This is a genomic window from Hymenobacter sp. 5516J-16, from assembly GCF_022919335.1.
In the GTDB taxonomy this organism is placed as follows: domain Bacteria; phylum Bacteroidota; class Bacteroidia; order Cytophagales; family Hymenobacteraceae; genus Hymenobacter; species Hymenobacter sublimis.
In genome coordinates, this window is record NZ_CP095058.1 from 3,482,185 (window position 1) to 3,500,475 (window position 18,291).

The window sequence follows — 18,291 nt, forward strand, 5'->3', positions numbered from 1 at the left end:
CCCACAAAAAGGCCCTGAACTTCACGTGAAGTCCAGGGCCTTTTTGTGGGTAGTCAGCGACAAACGACTACAGTTTACCAGCCTTCTTAGCTTCCATAATCAGGTCTTCGTTCATCTTAACGTAATCAGCATTTTTGGCTTCGAGGGCCAGCTTCTTGGACTGCTCGGCTGCCGTTACGGTGCCTTTGTAATCCTTCATCTTCATGCGGATTTTGGCTTCGGTGAGGACGTTCCAGAATTTAGGATCGGTGGCATTGGCCTTCTGCATCCAGGCCAGGGCCTGCTTCAGGTCCTTGTCGTTGTCGAGGTAGTACACGGCGGCCGCGGCCATGTCGCCGGTGCTCGGGCTGGCGTTTTTGATGACTTTCTCGTCAATCTGCGCCATCACCTTGGTTTCTACGTCGGTGGCAATTTTGAACTTAGCGCCGGTCAGCTCCCATTGCATGTCCAGGTTGGCGGTAGCGGGAGTAAGGTCCGTGAAGTTCATGGTGAAGGTTTCCACCTTGGAGGCCAGCTTGTAGGGCTTGATGGTGAAGCGGGCTACGTCCTCATCGTCCTTGAAGCCATCCACGTTGGCGCCCATCTTGGTGCTCTTGTTCAGCACCACAATCCACTCCGTTTTGCCGGGGATGGTATAGATGCCGTATTCGCCGGCCGGTACCTTTTTGCCTTCTACCGTCACGTCGTCCGAAAACTTAATGCTAGTGGTGGCGTTGGCACCTGTGCGCCACCGCTTGCTGAAGGGCACCAGATTACCAAAGGCTGCGCGGCCGCGCAGGTTGGGGCGGGAGTACACCAGCGTTATATCGGTGAGGCCCACGCGCTGCTGAATGGTGCTTTTGGGGCTGGCGGCGGGCGTGCTGATCTGGGCCTGGGCGGCGCTGGCCAGCAGTAGGCCGCTTACTAGCAGGGTAGCACCCAGGGAGCGGGAAGTAAGCGTCAGGGAAGTCGAGGTTGACATGGCAAAAACGGCAAGTGAGAGAGAATGAATTGCGAAGTAAAAATAGCTAAAACCGGCACATAGCTCAGAAATTTAGCCAACTACTAATTGCAATCGGGTTGGTTTATAGGCGGTGAAGAACAATCTGGTGTTGGTGCAGGAGTTGTTCTACGTCGGCGGGGGTAGCCGGGGCCTGCAAGCAGTGCAGGTTGAGGTAGTAGCAGGCTGCGTCATTGGGGTAGAGCAGCAGCCACTGGGGCTGCACCCATACGGCCCGCTTTACGTGGGCCCAGGAAGTAGAAAAAGAGCCTTGCGAGCTGCTACCGCGAATTTCCTTGGCGTTCAGCGTGAAGTCAATCGGCGCCGGGGCGGCCGGGTTGCGGGCGTAGCCCTGGCGCAATTGGTAGCGCACCAGTGCCATCCGGAACGCGGCGTACAGCACCGCTACCGCCAGCAACACCACCGTCGACCAGTTCTGAATACTGCCCTGTTCCCGCACTTCCAGCCCCACGCTTAAGGCCAGGAGCGCCATGGCCGCGCCCAAAAGCCACTGGGCTCGCCGTGTCGCCGGACGCGCCTTCCACAATCGAAAGTTTATGGCCACGTAGTCCTCGGCCGTCATCTGAACGTGGGGCAGGAGCAAGGTAGGCGGTATGTTGGGGGCGTAAGCTGGCATAGCCCGCGAAAGTAGCGCACCCCGCCGCAACTTCCCGACGCGGGAGGGCATGAAAAAGGGCGAAGCCGCGACTTCGCCCTTTCGAAATACTGTACTCAGCGCAGTTTACGTCAGCTCAAATTGCAGTTTCAGCAAGTTGGCGTAGAGGCCATTCTCGCTGTGGGCCAGCTCATCGTGAGTGCCTTGCTCCACGATGCGGCCGCCATCGATAACGAGAATCTTGTCAACTTTGCGGATGGTGCTGAGGCGGTGGGCAATAATGATGCTGGTGCGGTCCTGCATGAGCTCATCCATAGCCTGCTGCACCAACTTTTCCGATTCGCTGTCGAGGGAGGACGTGGCTTCGTCGAGGATGAGGATGGCGGGGTTTTTCAGGATGGCGCGGGCAATGGCAATGCGCTGGCGCTGGCCCCCGGACAGTTTAATGCCCCGTTCGCCCACTAGCGTATCCAGGCCTTCGGGGAAGGAGCTGATGAACTGCCAGGCGTTGGCTTTGCGGGCCGCCAGCACAATTTCTTCGTCGGTAGCGGTAATCTTGCCGTAGGCAATGTTCTCCCGGATGGAGCCGCCAAACAGCATGGTTTCCTGGGGTACAATGCCAATGTGGCGGCGCAGCTCCGTGAGGTCGTACTGCCCGATGTCGCGCCCATCCACCACTATGCTACCCCCGCTTAACTCGTAGAATTGCATTAGCAGCTGCACAATCGTGGATTTGCCGGCTCCCGACGGGCCCACTAGCGCAATCTTCTCCCCGGCCTGAATGTCAAAGCTAATATCCTGGAGTACGGGCAAATCGGGGCGGGTGGGGTAGCTGAACGCCACGTGCCGGTAGGCAATGTCGCCGCGCACCTGCAGGGGTAGAGCGCCGGGCTGGTGGGTAAGCTCGGTAGGCTCATCCAGAATTTCCAGGATGCGCTCCGAGGCACCCAGGGTGCTTTGCACTTTGCCGTACAGCTCGCCCAGGCCCGCCACTGAAGCCCCGATAAACATGGTGTACAAGGCAAACTGGGTTAGGTCGCCGATGGTCATTTGGCCGGCTTGCACCAGGGTAGCGGCTCGCCACAGCACTAGCACGATGCCGCCAAACAAGCCAATAATCACGAAGGACACGAACCCGCCGCGGTAGAGGTTGCTTTTCAGGGCGGCCCGCACCGTATTGGTAAGCGAAGCGGTGTAGCGGCCAGTTTCGAACTGCTCGTTGGTAAATGCCTTCACGGTGTTAATGCCCTGCAGGGTTTCCTCCACGATGACGTTGGTTTTGGCTAGCTCGTCCTGGGTAGTCTTGGCCAGCACCCTGATTTTCTTGCCGAACACCATGGCCAGCACCACAATAGGCGGAAACGTCAGGAGCATGAACATGGACAGCTTCACCGACACAACCATGATAAACACGATGCCCGCAATCAGCGTCATTACCTGCCGAAACAGCTCGGCCAGAGTCAGGGAAAATGAGTCCTGAATGATGCCCACGTCGGAGGTAATGCGCGAGGTAATGGCGCCTACCCGGTTCTTCTCGAAGTAAGGAATAGGTAGGGAAACGAACTTCTGGTACAGCGCCTGCCGAATGTCGCGCACCGTGAACTCGCTTACCTGGGTAAAAAACCAGATGCGCCCAAAGGAGAACAGGCCCTGCAACAGAATAAGAACCGCAAAGCCGAGGGCAATCTGGTTGATGGTCACGGCCGAGCCGTTAGGCAGTATCAAGGGCTTGCCGCTGGCCGTATCGGCAAGTTTGCCAATAATCCAGGGGAAGGCCATGGTGGTGGCGCTGGACAGCGTCAGGAGTACCGTGCCGATGCTGAACTTAGCGCGGTAGGGTAGGGTGAAGCGAAAAATTCGCAGCCCCTGCTGAAAGCTTTGCTTGGTTAGTTTCTTTTTGGGCAGTTCCGAATTCACATCGGTACCACTACTGTTGAGTCCACTTCGGGCCATTGTGTAGTAAAAGGTGAAAGCGAGAAGTTGAGAGCTAAGCGGTAGACGATAGAATAGTTAAGCTCTTGCTTTCTCGCTTCCTAGTTATTCAAATTTCGGTTTGCCCTGTTCTACCTTCAGTCCCTCGGAGTTACCGAACGGGATGGGCAGGCGCACCTGGGTAGGAACGGCCTGGCCCTTGCGGGTAGCGGGCTTCCAGGAGGGCATCTGACCCAGCACCCGCAGGGCCTCCGTGTCGCACTCCGGGGAGAGGGGCTGCACCACGGAAGGGTTGGTCAGGTGCCCATCGGCTTCCACGGTAAAGGTCATGACCACGTTGCCGCTGATTTGCTTGACGCTGGCCGCTTCCGGATACTTTAAGTTCTGCTGAAAAAACGTGTTCAGCCCCTGGGCCCCGCCCGGAAACTGCGGGGGCGCGTCGGGGCGGTTGGGGGCTGGCTTGGCCTGGGGCTGCATCCGGTTGGCTTTCAGCTCAATGGGCTGCTTGGTAATGGTTGAGCCAGACGTGGTTTGCTGGGCCTGCGTTGCACCGGCGGCCGAAGCTACGAGCAGAAAGAGGAAGAACAGATGTTTCATAGGGTTGGTGAGGTAGGTCGTGGCGTGGTAGAAAAGTCGAACCCCGGCGCATTGTGCAGCAGTGCAGCCGAAACATCGTGCTTGCCAACGTCAGCCGGGCGAATTGCGGCGGCTGCGCCTTTGCATGACGCTCAACGGACTCTTACACAAGGCAAAGGTACGCTCTCTAAACAACCCCTATGCAACAGGGTTCAATTCCAGATTGCGGGCGCGCGAAATTGCCAGCAGGCCCAGGAAGGTAAGCAATCCGTTCAGAATCAGAATCTCAAACCCGAATTCGTAGCCCCACCAGGTTTTTGAGTTGGCGTTAATAAACCACGTCAGCAGGGGTGCCACAATGCACACGGGTAACACCAGCTTGTCGTGCAGGCCGCGGCTAGTGAAAATGCCGAAGGAATACAGCCCCAGCAACGGCCCGTAGGTGTAGCCGGCGGCTTTAAACACGGAGGTAATTACGCTCTGGTCGTTGATGGCCCGGAAAATCAGGATGATGACGATGAGCACCAGCGAGAAGCCGAAGTGGGTATACTGCCGAATGCGCTTCTGCTGATCCTCCGGGTACTTGCTGATAACGAGCATGTCCACGCAGAAGGAGGTAGTAAGCGCCGTCAGGGCCGAATCGGCGGAGGCATAGGTAACGGCAATAATGCCCAGGATAAACACGATGCCCGCAAACAGCGAGAAGTGGTTGGTAGCCAGCAGCGGAAATACATTGTCGCCAATGACTTTGCCGGTAGTGGGGTTGGTAGGTAGGGCAATGCCTTTGGCGGCCGCAAACTGATACAGCAACACGCCCAGGGAAAGGAAAAACACGTTTACCAGCACAATGGCAATGGTAAACCAGAACATGTTTTTCTGGGCGTCTTGGAGGTTGCGGCAGCTCAGGTTTTTCTGCATCAGGTCCTGGTCGAGGCCAGTCATCACAATGGTAATGAAGGCCCCGGAGGCAAACTGCTTCCAGAAGAACTTATCGTCCTTGGGGTCAGAGAAATACACCTGCGACATGGCGCTTTCCTTCACCGTTTTCACCAATCCGGCAAAGCCCAGGTTTAGCTCATCGGCCATCAGGTAAATGCTCACGGCCACGCACACAAGCATGGCCATGGTCTGGAAAGTATCGGTCCAGAGGATGGTTTTGAGGCCCCCGCGGAAGGTATACAGGTAAATCAGAAAGATGCTGACCGACACGGTAACGGCAAACGGCACCCCCAGCTGGTCGAATACGGCAAACTGCAGCACGCCCGCCACCAGGAACAGCCGAAACGCTGCCCCCACCGCCCGCGAAATCAAAAAAAACAAAGCCCCGGTTTTGTAGCTCCAGAAGCCAAACCGTTGCTCCAGGTAGGTGTAAATACTCACCAGCCGCATGCGGTAGTAGAGCGGCATGAGCACCGTGCCAATTACCACGTAGCCCACCGTGTAGCCCAACACCACCGCCATGTAGCTCCAGCTCTGGGAGGCCACCATGCCCGGAATCGAAATAAACGTAACCCCCGACAGCGAGGTGCCAATCATGGCAAAGGCCACCATGTACCAGGGCGCGTTGCGGTTGGCAATAAAGAACGATTCGCTGGTAGCCTTCCGGGAAGTGAGGTAGGCAATAATGATGAGGACCACGAAGTAGCCCGCAATCAGGCTCAGCACAAGGGTAGGGGACATTTGTTAGCTATTAGCTGATGGCTGTTAGCTGTTGGCTTTTTCGGGTAAGGATGCAAACACCAGTACGCGTAGCAACGTCAGCAAACAGACATCAAAGCTAACAGCTAATAGCCAAAAGCTAATAGTCCGCTTCCTACTCCCACTCCGCCCAGCGGAGCACCTGGCCCACGGCCGGCACGTGCAACTCGCCGCGCAGCATCTGGCCATTAGCCACTAACTGCAGCTCCCGGATGGGCTCGGAGGCGGGCTCATCGGAGAGGTCGAAGGTGCCGTAGTGCATGGGCACGAGGTGGCCGGCGCGCAGCAAGTTGGCCGCTTTGGCTGCCTCATGGGGGTTTACATGGCTGAGCTGCATCATGTAGGGTGGCTTGTAGGCCCCAATGGGCAGCAGTACAATATCTAAGGGCCCAAACTGCTTTTCTATTTCCTCGAAGTGGCCGCCCATGGCCGTGTCGCCCATGAAGTAAATGGTGCGGCCATCGGGTAGGCGCAGCAGAAAGGAGCCCCAGAGCACCCGGTTCATATCGAACAAGCCGCGGCGGTGCCAATGCGAAGCAGGCAGGTAAAACAGTTCAAACGGCGCCTCGGGGCCCAAATCGAACTGCTGCCACCAGCCAGCCTCCTGCACGGGCAGGTTACGGGCCATGCCTCGCACCAGCCGCGCCATACCCAGGGGCCCAAACGCCCGCAATTGCGGATTCTGGCGGGCCAGCAGCTTCACCGACTTCTCATCCAGATGGTCGCGGTGGCCGTGGCTGAGCAGCAGGTAGTCGAGGCCGGTGAGGTCTTCGGGTCGGCAGGGTAGGGGGTGGCGGTGGCGCAGCCCCAGGGACGAATACAGCACCGGGTCGAAGAGCAGGGTTTTGCCCGCTACCCGCAGCAGAAACGAGGCGTGTCCTAGCCATACTAAGCCCTCATCTTGGCTTTGCAGAAAAGCTGTGCAGTCTACTACCTCAGGCACCCAGGTATCGGTCTTCTTTTCCTCCTTCTGCGGATTCTCACTTAGCTGCCACTTAATGACTGTGCCGAAGCTGGGCTCGTACAGCTCCTCTCCGTTGCAGTACTCAGCCCCTATCATCTTATTACCGAGGTAGCCTTTTTTGATAATGGGCAGTTGAGGATTACTGACAAAGCGGGGAGTGGAGGCCATGAAGCGCGGCAGAAAAGAAGCGGTAGAAATCGGTCAAAGAAACGCTAAAAAGCCGTCATCCTGAGCCCAGCGAAGGACCTGCTTACGCCAGCCCGGTAATCGTACGAACGGCTCGGGCTGGCGTAAGCAGGTCCTTCGCTGCGCTCAGGATGACAAATGCTTCTCGGTCGGAATATTAAAACCCAAAAGGGGCACCCGAATTGTACAGCGGCGAGTAAGCTCCAGGGTAGGTGCTGGCTCCGTTGCTGACACGCACCCCGCCCGAGACAGAGAAATTCTCCGTGATATGGTAGTCGGCGCGCAGGTTCACGCCAGAGCCCAGGTTGCCGCCAAAGCCCGCGTAGGGGTTTACTGGTGCGCCAGCGGTAGGGGTAAGGTCTTTCCAGGCGGAGCCTGTGAGCAGCAGCCGCGGCGACAGTGCATACTGACCGCCGCCCTGCAGCAGGTAGCGGTTCTGGGTCGTAGTGGCCAGGCGGTTACCTTCTCCGAAAGGAGCATAGGCCCTGCCCGGCACCGTGCGCAGGTAAGTAACGCCCCGAACACGGACAAGCGCGGCGTAACCGGCACCGATACGGTGGGACTGAGGTAGGTAGCCGAGCCGTAGCGGCCCGCAAACATGGCGCCGGCGTTCAGACTATACGAAGGCCGGAGCCCCAGGCGCGGTGCGGGCACCTCGGGCTGCACCTGGGCCTGCGCGGCTCCCATTAGGAGCACACCAAAAGGCAGAAGGAAAAGAAAACGAAGCATAGCGAGGCGGCCGGAGCCGTTGGGTGAACCGGCAACTAAGGTACGAAACGCCGGGCGGCCCGTCAGCGTGCCCGGGTCCGAAAAAACAGCCAACTTCGCTTTAAAGTTATAGTCAAGTTTATGGCGGAATTTCAATCTTACCAGCGCTTTGCGAACGTGGAAGTAGCGCAGCCCTTGCTCCAACTGCTGCATCAGCACAACATTCCCTACGAAACCAAGCTCGACCAGCCTCGCATCGATCCGTCGTTTGCCTTCAACCCTACCAGCTCCTACTTCGTGGTGCAGCTGCGGCCCGAGGATTTTGAGGTTGCGCAAACCCTAGAACTGGACGCCAACGATGCGCTAACGGCCAGCGCTGCTCCCGACCACTACCTGTTTAACTTCTCCGACGAGGAACTCCTCGATGTGCTGCTCAAGCCCGATGAGTGGAACAGCTTCGATGTGGCCCTGGCCCGCCGCATCTTGCGCCAGCGCGGCCACGACGTGAGTCCGGCCCTAATGGAGCGCCTGCGCCAGCAGCGCCTCCAGGATCTGGCCCGGCCCGAACCGTCACAAAAGGCCTGGATTCTGTTTGGCTACGCCATGGCCTTGCTCGGCGGCATTGTGGCCGTATTTATTGGCTGGCACCTGTATTCGCACAAAAAGCAACTGCCCAATGGCCAGCAGGTGCTGGCCTTCCAGCCCCGCGACCGGGCCCACGGCTTCCGTATTCTGGTGCTGGGCAGCGTATGTTTCCTCCTGGCTTTGGCGTCTCGGTTCCTGTTAGACGATTAACGGAGGCAAAAGCTCAGCGCCCTGGTCAAATGACAGCATAAACTTGTATTTTGGCCCGAACAACAGCATTATTCTAACCCTTCTTTTAACCGCTTCCATGGAAGAATTTGTACCCGACGAGCAACAAAACACGCAGCCTACCCTCCGCATCAGCGCCGAAGACGCGGCCCGGATTCAGGGCGCCTTTATGCAGCAAGTGTACGGCTGGATGGCCGGAGCCCTGGCCTTAACTGGCGGTGTAGCCATGTTGGTGGCATCTTCTGAGGTGGCCCTGGAATTTATTTTTAACCATATCGGCGTGTTTCTGGGCTTGTTCCTGGTGGAAGTGCTGCTGGTAAGCTTCCTCTCACGCAAGGCCCTGGAATGGTCAGTGGGCGTTACCTCGGGCGTGTTCATGGCCTACGCGGTAGTGAGTGGGGTAACGCTGAGCGTTATTTTCCTGGCCTACACTATGGGCTCCATTGCCTCCACGTTCTTTATCACGGCTGGTACGTTTGGCGTCATGAGCCTCTACGGCTACTTCACGCGCACGGACCTTTCCCGCTGGGGTAACATCTTGATGATGGGGCTAATTGGGCTGATTCTGGCGTCCGTAGTGAACCTGTTTCTGCACAGTGAGGTGCTGTACTGGGTTGCTACCTTCGTTGGCGTCATCGTCTTTGTGGCCCTTATTGCTTACGACACTCAGAAGCTGAAAATGCTGGCTTTCATGGGCCTCGAAGATGAAGCCACCGACCGTAAAGCGGCCGTACTAGGTGCCCTCATCCTCTACCTCGATTTCATCAACCTGTTCCTGCTGCTGCTCCGCATCTTCGGTCGGCGGCGGTAGCTGTGAGGTGATGGAAGGTGAGTTGACACTAGCTATCCGCTCACCTTTTATCTTTCTAGCATAAATACAGAACAAGCCCTACTCTCTGCGCGAGGGTAGGGGCTTATCTGTACCGGATATAGCGGGAAAAGTCAGGCGACGAATAGCCGTTTTCGGGGACCGACTAAATGGTGCTCGTTCTATTTGGCTTTACCGCTAAGCCAAGCCGCCCGGAACTTCTTTTGGGTTTTGGACAGTGGCCGGCCAGCCTGCTCATAAGGTACTACCGCCAGGTCGGAGTTTTCCTGGAGGGTGATGGGCACGGTCCGCACTCCGTCCCGGGCCCGCACCTGCACCTGTATCACGTCGCCGGGCTTATGGGTAGAGAGAAAGGTTTGCACGGTCTTGGCATTGGTGGGCTTCTGGCCGTCCAGCTTCAGTACCACGTCCTCTCGGTCGAGGCCCGCGAGGTAGAACGGGCTGCCTAGCAGCGTGCTACCCAAGGTGGCGCTGCTGTCAGGGTTGAACTGCAAGCGGGCCTCCAAGCTAGCCTGACCGGCTTGGGCCCGGCGCACCAGCAGGCCGGCCGGAGCCAACAAGGCCTCGTAGTTGGGCAACTCATGCCCGGTAATGTGCTGGCGGAAAAACTGGCCGGCGAAGGTTGTGTCCTTGGTTACTTCGCCCAGCACCCGCTGCAGGTCGCGCAGGGTGTAGGGCTTGGCCGGGGCGTAGTTCTGCTGGGCACCGTGCTGCTGCCACAACGTGCGCATGTAGGTGTCCAGGTCGGTTTTGAAACGCTGGCGCAGCTCTAGGTCCAAGGCCAGTGCATTGCCTGCCCCAATGTAGTAGTAGCTCAGGTAAGTGTTCGAGCGGTTGTTGGGGTCAATGGCGGCGGCGGCATCCACGAAAGGCGCCTGCTGGCTCATCTGCACCGGCGAATAGCGCTTGGGGCCCGGCATGGTCAGCATGGCGTCCACAATGCCACTGAGAGCTTCCTGGCAGTACTGCTCGTCGGTATACACGCCGGCTCGGCGCAATAGCAGCTCCCCGTAGTACTGCGTAAAGCCTTCAGCAAACCACAGGTTGCTGCTCATGTTGGCCCGCTGAAAGTCAAAGGGTTCCAAATCTTGAGGACGAAGGCGCTCCACGTTCCAGCTATGAAAAAATTCGTGCGACACGGTACCGAGGTTGTCCAGGGCACCGGAGCCGCGCAGGGGGCGGTTGCTGGTGAGGCTGGTGGAGTTGCGGTGCTCCATGCCGTCGGAGCTGGTTTGGGGCAGATAGTTGGCTACGAAGGTGTAACGTCCAAAGTCGTAGTCGGGCAAGCCCCCGAAAATGGCGGCGGCTTCTTTGACTACCTTCCTGGTTTGCGCCACGTAAGCGTCGAGCTCGGCCGGCGTGCCCTCGTGTAGCACGTGCATTTCAATGGTTTTGCCTTGCTCCTGCCAAGAGCGCACCTGCTGGGGCCTAGGGAGGTAGGCGAGTCCATGAGGTACTGCAGGTTGGGAGCCATCCAGACCTCATTGGTTGCGTCGGGCCGTAGCTGGGAGGCCACCGCCCAGCCCTGGGAAGGACAAACGTAACCTGGGCCGGGCGCTGCTCTAGGCCCTGGGCGTAGGCCAGGGTAGCCGGTATGTTCAGGTGGGCGTGGCGGGCATCAATACCGGCGTAGGTACCGTCGGTTCGGTCACCAAACAAGGTATAAGTGAAAATCACCGTGCCGTCGTGCCCGGCCACAGTCCAGCCGTAGGGGTCGGGGCGGCTCACAGTCAAAGTCTTGCCTTTAGCGTCAGTAGCTTGCACGTCGTACACGTTCTTGGCGAATTCGTGGAGGGCGTAGCGGCCAGGGGAGGAGCGGGCCATGCGCACTTGCAGAGGCCCGGCGGGCAGCTCCTGAAACGTGGCTATAATGCGGGCTTCGTGGTGCACCGCATTTGGGAAGGCAAGTTTGTATTGAACCGGAGCCTGGGCCTGAACTGGTTGGCTGAACGCCAGGGGCAGGGCCAGCAGCCACAGCGCGGCGAATTTCCGCATGATCATACGCAAAGAAATAGAGAAGAAGAAAGGAAACGCTAACCTAACAGGTCTTGACCAGAGCTAAAGCAGTTATTTGTCAGAATTGCCCAAGCTCAGCCTCGAAATAAGCTGTAGGCGCATTTCTCGTCGCTTTTCCAACTAGTTATTACTGCCACACACTGGCTTCTACCATACCGCCGAAGAACTGACCCGCGAGCTGGGGTGACAGTCCCAACTGGGCTAGCTCGTCTTCAATTGGGGGCCGGTGCCGGGCGCTGATACCCGTCGTGAACCCGAAAAACCAGTACATCAGCTTAAGCAACGTGTGCTGCCACCAGCTGCGGGGCCGGGCAAAGTCAGCCAGCAGCCACCGGCCGCCGGGAACGAGCACGGCGCCTACCCGCGCTGTGATGCTCCGAAGGCGGACGGGCGTAAACAAGTCCAGAAAAAAGAACGTAACGACGGCCTCAAAGCAGGCCGTCGGCGGCAGACAGGCCTCGGTGCCTAACCGGAACTCAATCTGGCCGAGGTGCTGGGGTAGGTGCCGTCGGGCCCAAGCTTCACTGCGGGCCAGCATACGCCCCGATGCTTCCACGTACACCACCCGCGCCTTCGGCTGGCGCTTCAACACCTGGCCCAGCACCCAGCCTGTACCTCCGCCGATGATGAGGACACGGGGCCTACCGCTGGTCAAACCTGCATCCAGGGCAGCCTCCTGGGCCCGTTGCAAGGCGCGTCCGTACACCAGCCGGGCCAGCGGGTCATAGAAGGAAGCCACAACATCAAAACCCGAATCAGTAGGGCGAGGCATGCACAAAGCTAACCGCATATTCGGGGTAGTAAAGCCGCGCTGGCCGCCAAACCGGCGCTGGTTTCGTATGCAGAGGCTATGACTAGTCATCTGCGCCGGTTGCTGGCCGGCATCACCTTGTTTCTGACGGAGTTTGCCATCACGCTGGCCTTGGGTACGCTGGGCGTCGTCATCTTTCTGGCTTTGGGCCGGGAGGTGTTCGACCAGGACGCCGCCACGTTTGATGCGCAGGCTTTCCGCTGGTCAAGGCAAATGCTGGGGGCCGAGCGGCAGCAGTGGGTGGAAGGAGTAACGTTTCTGGCCTCCCGCAACTTCATTTCTGGGGCGGCTGGCTTACTCATCAATTGGTTTCTGCTGGTGCGGCGCCACCGCTGGTATTCCCTGCTCATCCCGGTCGTTGCCTTGGGTAGCATCACGCTGAACTTGGTGCTGAAACAGCTCTACCAGCGGCCCCGCCCACTGCTGCCCCTTACGTCGGCTTCGGGCCTGAGCTTTCCCAGCGGGCATGCCATGATATCGGCCTCATTCTATGGCCTGCTCATCTATTTGGTGTGGACGCACGTGCGCCGGCCCGGGCCACGCTATGCCCTGGTAGCCGCACTGCTGGTTCTTATCTTACTCATTGGCTTAACGCGCGTGTACCTGCGGGTGCATTACGCCACGGATGTACTGGCGGGCTTTACGGCCGGAGCTGCTTGGTTGATAGTAGCTATTCCGCTACTGAAAAAGGTGGAGATGCTAGTAAAAAAACAATTCAAAAACCAGCTGCAATCAGCTGAAAAACAGCCTACATAGAGCAGAATCGAAATATTTGGGCAGATATTTTTCGGGTTTTTTTGCAGCAAAGCTTGACACACGTCAAAAAAGCCACCTATCTTTGCAGCATCAAATGACCCCCACTGTGGTAGTCGGATGATAAAATTGCTGCGCTTGTGGCGAAATTGGTAGACGCGCTGTCTTCAGGCGGCAGTTCCGAAAGGTGTGAGAGTTCGAGTCTCTCCGAGCGCACGAAAGCCGATCCAGAAATGGGTCGGCTTTTTTGTTTGGGCCTTTTCTTGGCTTGGTGGTTAGCCAGTCTGAGCGTGGTTGGCGTACTTTCGGGCAGCTTGCTACCCCTGCGCTATATGAAGTTTCTCCCTGCTCGGTTTGTTGCGCTTTTTAGCTTCCTGACCGTTGAAGTAGCGGTAGTTGGTGGCGTATTTCTGGGGCGGCGCTTTTGTTTTTCTACCTAACCCGAGTGGTGTTCATTGCGCACTCGGTCCAGTTTGATGAGTGGGCTTTTCAGCAGATGGATGCCCTGCGTGCTGCTAGTCCCAATCTCACCCCGCTGGTAGCAGGCCTTACCTTTTTTGCCTCCCTGCCGTTTCTGGTGGTGGCCGGCGCCGGCATTCCGATTACGCTGCGCCTGCGGGGGCACCGCCGGGAAGGGCTGGAGGTATTTTTGGCTGTGGCCGGCGCGGCACTGCTAAATCAACTTCTGAAAACCCACTTCCAGCGTGCTAGGCCTAGCTCGGCCCTGGTGTTTCAGCAGGGGTTAAGCTTTCCCAGCGGCCACGCTATGATTGGTCTGGCTCTGTACGGCTGCCTGGCCTGGCTGCTGTGGCGTCACCGCCGCCACCCGGCCTGGGCTATTCTGCTGCTACTGTTTGCCGTGCTCATCGGCTTAACCCGAGTGTACTTGCACGTTCACTACGCTACCGACGTGGCTGCAGGCTTTGCGGCGGGTTTGTTCTGGCTGATTCTGTTGCGCAGCGCCCTGCGGCTTTGGTGGCGGGAAGAAGTGAAATTGTAAGATGGTAAGCGAAGCGTCCTGGCGAGCAGGTGGCACATCAAGCCAGTGACGAAGCAAGCCTTCTTCTCAGTTGTGACTAGCTTGATAAAGTGACCAGTCCTTACGTCCGTGTTGGAGGTAAGGGCTGGTCACGCTAGAAGGGTAGCACGGTGGCCAAGAAGGATGACGTCGGTATCTCGGCCAATACAAATTACAGTTTCACCTGTACCCGTAAGGACAGTAGGCCTTTAACGCCTTGCAGTTCCTCTAGCTCCAGGTGTTCTACTTCGGGTTCCAGCAGGCCCCGGTCTTGGAGGTAGTCGATGTACTCAATGTACTCGTCGGCTTCGCGCTGCTGAGAGTACACCAGGGCAATTTTGCCGGGTTGGGTAAGCCGTTCGCCGGTGCCCTGCACGGTTGCTTTGTCGATGCGCTTCTTGATGATTTCGTAGCGGATGTTGTAGGCCCCGTCCACATCAAACTGGCGCTCATCCTGACGGAAGCGAATGCTCAGGGGCTGGCTATGGATAAGAATGAGCTGAGTGGTTTCCAGCGGCACGGGTAGGGTAGGCTTGAGCGCGGCGGTGCGGCGGGTGATTTCTACCATCACTAGAAGCTGCCACAAACGCAGGTTTTTCAAGAAAACCAAGTCAAACGGCTTGTTCTCTACCAAGGAAGCGCCCACGTAAATGTTATGCTCCACGCCATCGGTTTTAAACCGCTGGAAGTAGTGCGGGAACATGGCCTGAGCCTTGGCATCCTCCTCATCTAGGTAGCTACTGACGGCGTCGTTGAGCAGGGTAGTGGTTTCCTCAAAGGCTTTGCGCCGCTTGTAGAGGATGCCCAACTCAGGGTCGATGTTGGACCAGTACTGGCTGATAATGGGCCGCAGTTCCGCGTTGTTTTGACCCAGGTATTCAAACAAGGGCTCTACTTCCGTCCTCAGCGACTCGAAAATGCTTACCTCATCTCCGGTCAGAATGCCCTGGCGCAGGCGACGCAGGTTTTTATTAACGTAGAACTTCAGCTCATCCAAAATAGGTAGCTGCTGAAACTCGGAGGCTTTCTTCAGCACCTTTCCCGCCAGAGTGAGGTGCTCAATCAGGTCGCCTTGAATGGCTTCGTTGCGGGCCGTGCTGCTGCCGCGGATGTCACTGGAGCCATGCAAGGGGTACACATCATGAAACACGATGTCCTCCATTTCTGCACCTTTGTTGCCGTCTTCCAGCTTCTGGAGCAGGTTTTGGGCCGCGTCGGTGAAGCGCCATTCCATGGTGGGGTGAATGGCCGTGAACTTCTCCTTGATAATGGCCTGTACCCGCGTCTGAATATCCTCGGCGTTACGCTTTACCGCCACCGCAAACAAGGGTACAAACTGGTTCACGTTTTCGAGGCTGAACTCGTTCAGGTCGCTCACGTTGGGCGAGCCCAGCTCCAGCAGCCCCACAATATCGTCGCCGTAGGGTAGCAGTGCCAGAATGGCGGAGCGGATGCCCAGGCTTAGAATCTGCTGGCGCAGGTCCTCCGGGATGTCGGCTTGCTCCACATCTTCCAGTACCAGGGGCTGACGGTCGGCCCAGAGGCGGCTGTAAATCTGCCGGAAGCCGGAGCCGGCGTCGGGGCTGTGGAGCTGCTTGGTTAGGAAGCTGTGGTTGATTTTGCGCCCGAAATCCACGAAAGCTCGCTTCTTTTCATCGTAGGCCGCAATGCCCAGCTGCAGAAACGGCCGTCCAAACAGCACCCGTAGCTTTTCCTGAATCTGCTCCAACCGGTCGGAGGCCTGCAGCACGTCCCGCTCCAGCAGGTCGTATTTCAGCTCCGATAATATTTCCTGCTCCGTTACATCTACTAGGTGCAGAATGTTAAAACCCACCAGCTCAAAGTGCTCGGGGGTAGCATCTGCTGCCACAAATCGGCGCGGTGGGGGTTGCGGGCCAGTTGGTCGAGCTGCTGCGGAGTCAGCTCCGGCTTGTCGCCGTGCACCCGAATCTGCACGAAGGTAGAATTGAACTCTACCCCATAGTGGCGGTAAAGACCAATGCTATAATCGGGCACGGTAAAGATGATGGTGCCCTGCAGGGGTAGGTGCACCCCGTAAATCTTCTCTAGAATTAACTGATACGCCATGCGGGTGGTGTACACCTCGAGCGTGCGCATATCAATATTTAAAGGCTGCTTGATGGATTTAGACGGGTTCAGCAGCACCTCCGCAAAGCGCGGGGTATGGTAAAAGCTGTGGCGCTGAAACGGTGCAATGGCCCCGGCAATGTCTGTATCGAAGGAAGCCGGCGGAAACACGGCCAGCATCAGCGCCTCTACTAAGTCGCAGTTACATTCCAGCAGCTTCAGGTCCGTGATGGTCCCGCGCGACCAATCGGCGTTGGCTACCTGCTCGCTCACGGCCCGGGCCAGCATGGCTACCCCTACGTTCTGGGATTCTTCGCCGGCGCGCCAGTAGTCAATCAGCGGCTCCAGGCTGAGCGTGGTTTTAAACGGAAAAGTAGGCGTAACGGCCGCGGTAGGTTCTTTCAGCATAATAAACAGCGACACTACCCCAGGCTACTGAACAGGTACGGCAGAGAAATAGCGCTACCCTCTATACGGTTGTTCCTGCTTGGCGGTCGTACCCCGGTAAGGGGAACGATACATAAGTCATCCGGGAACCGGCTTGGCGGCTAGCCGTAGTTACTGTGGCGCTTGGGAGCTACTATTGGCGGGTTAGAACAATCGGGACGAGTTGGTTGCTGGCAGCCGGATCAGTTAAATCAAACTGCTGCCTAACCCCTTTGTTATTCGTTGTCACTACCTGCTTGCGGGTGTTCTGGTAGCAGGTGCAGCAGCCATCGGCCTGGTAGTCGGTAGTAAGGCTGATGTCGGTAATGAGGTAGGTGTAGGTGGCTGCTGCCCGTCGGCTGGGCGCCAGGTAAAGTTTGTAAGTGTACTGATCAAGCCGACGGTTACCAGTCTGGGTGAAAGGAGCGGCGTTGTTGATAACGATAGGCTGAGTGTACACCGTAGCGCGGGGCCGAGTAATGGCTATCGTATCGGCGCTGGGGCGTTGGGCCGTATCGCGGGGTACCCGTACCAAAAACACGGTAGTGAGCTGGGCTGAGCGGAAACCTTGGGCTAGATTAGTTGAGGCAGAATCGGTGGGGCTGAAAGTTAACCCAATGGCATCCGCGTAGGCATCTTCGCACTCACAGGATACGGAGCCACAGCAGGCCGCCATTAGCACGGTAGTAGCCAAAACCAATAACCAGGTAAAAACGGAACGCAGCATAGGGCGCAAAGATAATGGGCTGCCCTTGGCCACCCACGGCAGCAAGTGGAAAGGTGGCCCCGAGGCCAGCCTTTAAAAGCAGCATAAGCCGGCTGGCGCAGGCCAACCGGCTTATCTAACGGATTCGCAGCCCAGATATTGGCTGCTTGTGCACCCGATTACTGCTTGACAAAGCGGCGAGTTTCTGAGCCGGTAGAAGTAGTAATTTTAAAGTAGTACGTGCCCGCTGGCAGGTCTGCTACATTCACTGCCAAGGTATGCTCGCCTTTTTCCACTTTCGTTTCCTGGGCCACCGTACGCAGGGTGTTACCGCGGCCATCAAGCAGCTCTACGGTTACCGGGCCCGCTTTTTTTACACCGTATTCCAGTTGGCTGGTGCTCACGGCCGGGTTTGGATACACGCCTAAATTGTTGGTACGCTCAACTCCAGCGGCGGCTTTCGCGGAAGCATTAGGGTTGAGCAGCAGAAAGGTAACGGGCTGGAAATACCGGCGGGTACCCGCGTGGCGCTGGCGCTTGCCCAACCAGGCGGCGCGTTTTTGTTGCTGCTCAGGCGTAGCAGTGCGGGCCAGAATAGCCTTGGTGTCGGCCGCCCATTTTTCGCGCTGGGGCTGTACTTCCTGCGCCAGCTTGGCAATGTCGCCTTCGTACTTCTGAGCCAGCTGGCTTACATTCTGCAGTATGGCCTTGGTTTCGGCGCGCAGCTGCTGGAGCTGTTGCTTCTGCGTTTCGGTAAGCTCGGGGCGGGTGCCGGCGGGCGTGCCAGCGGGGCGGAGGCTCTGGCGAAGCGCTTTGCCTTTCTGACGAGTTTCCTTGAGCTGGGCCCGGTAAAGCGTGAGTTGAGCTTTGTCGGAGGTGGTCAGCTGAGCCTCCAGCTTCTGCCGCTGCTGGCGCACCGTAGGCAGCACATTCTGCTGGTAGTACTCGCGGAGTTCCTTGCGGGCAGGAGCGCCCTGGTGGGCCTGCGTGTTCTGGGCTTGCACGACCGAGTTTCCTAGGAGCAGGAACAAGGCCAAGGCGAGCGTAATGGCTTTCATACATAGTGAAATGCTAGTGTGGGAAAATGAGGTAGTATCCGGATTCACTAGCATAGATGCCTCCACTGCGGCAGGGTTTAATCAGGGCAAGAAAAAACCGCTTCAGATTGCTCC

Annotated in this window: 18 protein-coding genes and 1 tRNA gene; 5 read left to right on the forward strand and 14 right to left on the reverse strand. The window is 57.7% G+C overall.

The window, feature by feature from the left end; all coding sequences use genetic code 11:
- Nucleotides 1–67 precede the first annotated feature (67 nt).
- The 7 genes from MUN84_RS17295 to MUN84_RS17325 form a co-directional block, all read right to left on the reverse strand.
- Nucleotides 68–961 (reverse strand): DUF2911 domain-containing protein, encoded by an 894-nt coding sequence (locus MUN84_RS17295; RefSeq protein WP_244695251.1) that lies wholly within the window; start codon nt 959–961, stop codon nt 68–70.
- A gap of 103 nt (nt 962–1,064) precedes the next feature.
- Entirely contained in the window at nt 1,065–1,616 is a 552-nt protein-coding gene (locus tag MUN84_RS17300) for a hypothetical protein (protein ID WP_244695252.1), read from the reverse strand.
- Nucleotides 1,617–1,721: 105 nt separating this feature from the next.
- Nucleotides 1,722–3,548, reverse strand: coding sequence for an ABC transporter ATP-binding protein (locus tag MUN84_RS17305; RefSeq protein ID WP_244695253.1), 1,827 nt, complete (start codon nt 3,546–3,548; stop codon nt 1,722–1,724).
- 84 nt (nt 3,549–3,632) lie between these two features.
- A complete protein-coding gene (locus MUN84_RS17310) occupies nt 3,633–4,124 on the reverse strand; it encodes an energy transducer TonB (protein WP_244695254.1) in 492 nt (163 codons plus the stop codon).
- 177 nt (nt 4,125–4,301) lie between these two features.
- Nucleotides 4,302–5,783, reverse strand: a complete 1,482-nt coding sequence (locus MUN84_RS17315) for a sodium:solute symporter (protein WP_244695255.1) — start codon at nt 5,781–5,783, stop codon at nt 4,302–4,304.
- A 133-nt stretch (nt 5,784–5,916) separates the two neighbouring features.
- The gene (locus tag MUN84_RS17320) at nt 5,917–6,933 is read right to left on the reverse strand and encodes an MBL fold metallo-hydrolase (protein ID WP_244695256.1); all 1,017 of its coding nucleotides are present in this window, start codon (nt 6,931–6,933) and stop codon (nt 5,917–5,919) included.
- Nucleotides 6,934–7,108: 175 nt separating this feature from the next.
- Nucleotides 7,109–7,447, reverse strand: coding sequence for a hypothetical protein (locus tag MUN84_RS17325; RefSeq protein ID WP_244695257.1), 339 nt, complete (start codon nt 7,445–7,447; stop codon nt 7,109–7,111).
- 353 nt (nt 7,448–7,800) lie between these two features.
- On the opposite strand from MUN84_RS17325, the gene MUN84_RS17330 reads away from it, so the two are divergent.
- Entirely contained in the window at nt 7,801–8,454 is a 654-nt protein-coding gene (locus MUN84_RS17330) for a hypothetical protein (protein ID WP_244695258.1), read from the forward strand.
- A gap of 97 nt (nt 8,455–8,551) precedes the next feature.
- Nucleotides 8,552–9,283, forward strand: coding sequence for a Bax inhibitor-1/YccA family protein (locus MUN84_RS17335; RefSeq protein WP_244695259.1), 732 nt, complete (start codon nt 8,552–8,554; stop codon nt 9,281–9,283).
- A 179-nt stretch (nt 9,284–9,462) separates the two neighbouring features.
- Here MUN84_RS17335 and MUN84_RS17340 read toward each other — a convergent pair whose 3' ends face one another.
- From MUN84_RS17340 to MUN84_RS17350, 3 genes are all read right to left on the reverse strand, one after another.
- Nucleotides 9,463–10,719 (reverse strand): PDZ domain-containing protein, encoded by a 1,257-nt coding sequence (locus MUN84_RS17340; protein WP_244695260.1) that lies wholly within the window; start codon nt 10,717–10,719, stop codon nt 9,463–9,465.
- 10 nt (nt 10,720–10,729) lie between these two features.
- Complete coding sequence (locus tag MUN84_RS17345; RefSeq protein WP_244695261.1) at nt 10,730–11,302, reverse strand: hypothetical protein; 573 nt, start codon at nt 11,300–11,302, stop codon at nt 10,730–10,732.
- A 142-nt stretch (nt 11,303–11,444) separates the two neighbouring features.
- Nucleotides 11,445–12,089 (reverse strand): class I SAM-dependent methyltransferase, encoded by a 645-nt coding sequence (locus tag MUN84_RS17350; RefSeq protein ID WP_244695262.1) that lies wholly within the window; start codon nt 12,087–12,089, stop codon nt 11,445–11,447.
- A 78-nt stretch (nt 12,090–12,167) separates the two neighbouring features.
- Between MUN84_RS17350 and MUN84_RS17355 the strand changes: the two genes are divergently transcribed.
- From MUN84_RS17355 to MUN84_RS17365, 3 genes are all read left to right on the forward strand, one after another.
- A complete protein-coding gene (locus MUN84_RS17355; RefSeq protein ID WP_244695263.1) occupies nt 12,168–12,884 on the forward strand; it encodes a phosphatase PAP2 family protein in 717 nt (238 codons plus the stop codon).
- Nucleotides 12,885–13,015: 131 nt separating this feature from the next.
- Nucleotides 13,016–13,097 (forward strand) — tRNA-Leu (locus MUN84_RS17360).
- Between the two features lie 229 nt (nt 13,098–13,326).
- A complete protein-coding gene (locus MUN84_RS17365) occupies nt 13,327–13,881 on the forward strand; it encodes a phosphatase PAP2 family protein (protein WP_244695264.1) in 555 nt (184 codons plus the stop codon).
- 190 nt (nt 13,882–14,071) lie between these two features.
- Here the strand turns inward: MUN84_RS17365 and MUN84_RS17370 are convergent, their stop codons facing one another.
- From MUN84_RS17370 to MUN84_RS17385, 4 genes are all read right to left on the reverse strand, one after another.
- A complete protein-coding gene (locus tag MUN84_RS17370; protein ID WP_244695265.1) occupies nt 14,072–15,769 on the reverse strand; it encodes a hypothetical protein in 1,698 nt (565 codons plus the stop codon).
- A complete protein-coding gene (locus tag MUN84_RS17375; protein WP_244695266.1) occupies nt 15,709–16,410 on the reverse strand; it encodes a hypothetical protein in 702 nt (233 codons plus the stop codon). Before MUN84_RS17375 ends, MUN84_RS17370 begins: the two co-directional genes overlap by 61 nt.
- 157 nt (nt 16,411–16,567) lie before the next feature.
- A complete protein-coding gene (locus tag MUN84_RS17380; protein ID WP_244695267.1) occupies nt 16,568–17,140 on the reverse strand; it encodes a hypothetical protein in 573 nt (190 codons plus the stop codon).
- 158 nt (nt 17,141–17,298) lie between these two features.
- Entirely contained in the window at nt 17,299–18,177 is an 879-nt protein-coding gene (locus MUN84_RS17385; protein WP_244695268.1) for a T9SS type A sorting domain-containing protein, read from the reverse strand.
- Nucleotides 18,178–18,291 lie beyond the last annotated feature (114 nt).

Excerpts from the sequence above, each read along its gene's own strand:
- MUN84_RS17320 (WP_244695256.1), bottom strand. The coding sequence starts at position 6,933 with ATGGCCTCCACTCCCCGCTTTGTCAGTAATCCTCAACTGCCCATTATC.
- MUN84_RS17350 (WP_244695262.1), bottom strand. The coding sequence starts at position 12,089 with ATGCCTCGCCCTACTGATTCGGGTTTTGATGTTGTGGCTTCCTTCTAT.
- MUN84_RS17305 (WP_244695253.1), bottom strand. The coding sequence starts at position 3,548 with ATGGCCCGAAGTGGACTCAACAGTAGTGGTACCGATGTGAATTCGGAA.
- MUN84_RS17310 (WP_244695254.1), bottom strand. The coding sequence starts at position 4,124 with ATGAAACATCTGTTCTTCCTCTTTCTGCTCGTAGCTTCGGCCGCCGGT.
- MUN84_RS17330 (WP_244695258.1), top strand. The coding sequence starts at position 7,801 with ATGGCGGAATTTCAATCTTACCAGCGCTTTGCGAACGTGGAAGTAGCG.
- MUN84_RS17335 (WP_244695259.1), top strand. The coding sequence starts at position 8,552 with ATGGAAGAATTTGTACCCGACGAGCAACAAAACACGCAGCCTACCCTC.
- MUN84_RS17355 (WP_244695263.1), top strand. The coding sequence starts at position 12,168 with ATGACTAGTCATCTGCGCCGGTTGCTGGCCGGCATCACCTTGTTTCTG.
- MUN84_RS17345 (WP_244695261.1), bottom strand. The coding sequence starts at position 11,302 with ATGATCATGCGGAAATTCGCCGCGCTGTGGCTGCTGGCCCTGCCCCTG.
- MUN84_RS17380 (WP_244695267.1), bottom strand. The coding sequence starts at position 17,140 with ATGCTGCGTTCCGTTTTTACCTGGTTATTGGTTTTGGCTACTACCGTG.
- MUN84_RS17315 (WP_244695255.1), bottom strand. The coding sequence starts at position 5,783 with ATGTCCCCTACCCTTGTGCTGAGCCTGATTGCGGGCTACTTCGTGGTC.
- MUN84_RS17385 (WP_244695268.1), bottom strand. The coding sequence starts at position 18,177 with ATGAAAGCCATTACGCTCGCCTTGGCCTTGTTCCTGCTCCTAGGAAAC.
- MUN84_RS17295 (WP_244695251.1), bottom strand. The coding sequence starts at position 961 with ATGTCAACCTCGACTTCCCTGACGCTTACTTCCCGCTCCCTGGGTGCT.
- MUN84_RS17300 (WP_244695252.1), bottom strand. The coding sequence starts at position 1,616 with ATGCCAGCTTACGCCCCCAACATACCGCCTACCTTGCTCCTGCCCCAC.